Annotated in this window: 1 protein-coding gene; it reads left to right on the forward strand. The window is 52.9% G+C overall.

The genetic code is table 11. The features are described from left to right. Window positions 1-995: elongation factor Tu (tuf, locus tag INF86_RS22190; RefSeq protein ID WP_193543940.1), on the forward strand; the 995-nt coding region annotated here is incomplete at both ends.

Raw genomic sequence — 995 nt, forward strand, 5'->3', positions numbered from 1 at the left:
CAGATCGATAACGCACCAGAAGAAAAAGCTCGTGGTATCACCATCAACACCTCTCACGTTGAGTATGACACCCCGACTCGCCACTACGCACACGTAGACTGCCCAGGCCACGCCGACTATGTTAAAAACATGATCACCGGTGCTGCGCAGATGGACGGCGCGATCCTGGTTGTTGCTGCGACTGACGGCCCTATGCCTCAGACTCGTGAGCACATCCTGCTGGGTCGTCAGGTAGGCGTTCCTTTCATCATCGTGTTCCTGAACAAATGCGACATGGTTGATGACGAAGAGCTGCTGGAACTGGTAGAGATGGAAGTTCGTGAACTGCTGTCTCAGTACGATTTCCCAGGCGACGACACTCCAATCGTTCGTGGTTCCGCGCTGAAAGCGCTGGAAGGCGACGCAGAGTGGGAAGCGAAAATCATCGAACTGGCTGGCTTCCTGGATTCTTACATCCCAGAACCAGAGCGTGCGATTGACAAGCCATTCCTGCTGCCAATCGAAGACGTATTCTCCATCTCCGGTCGTGGTACCGTTGTTACCGGTCGTGTAGAGCGCGGTATCATCAAAGTTGGTGAAGAAGTTGAAATCGTTGGTATCAAAGAGACTGCGAAGTCTACCTGTACTGGCGTTGAAATGTTCCGCAAACTGCTGGACGAAGGCCGTGCTGGTGAGAACGTTGGTGTTCTGCTGCGTGGTATCAAACGTGAAGAAATCGAACGTGGTCAGGTTCTGGCGAAGCCAGGCTCAATCAAGCCACACACCAAGTTCGAATCTGAAGTGTACATTCTGTCCAAAGACGAAGGCGGCCGTCATACTCCGTTCTTCAAAGGCTACCGTCCACAGTTCTACTTCCGTACAACTGACGTGACCGGTACCATCGAACTGCCAGAAGGCGTAGAGATGGTAATGCCAGGCGACAACATCAAGATGGTTGTGACTCTGATCCACCCAATCGCGATGGACGACGGTCTGCGTTTCGCAATCCGTGAAGG

Origin of the sequence: Enterobacter cloacae complex sp. I1M, from assembly GCF_014982425.1 — a bacterium.
Taxonomy (GTDB): Bacteria; Pseudomonadota; Gammaproteobacteria; order Enterobacterales; family Enterobacteriaceae; genus Enterobacter; species Enterobacter intestinihominis.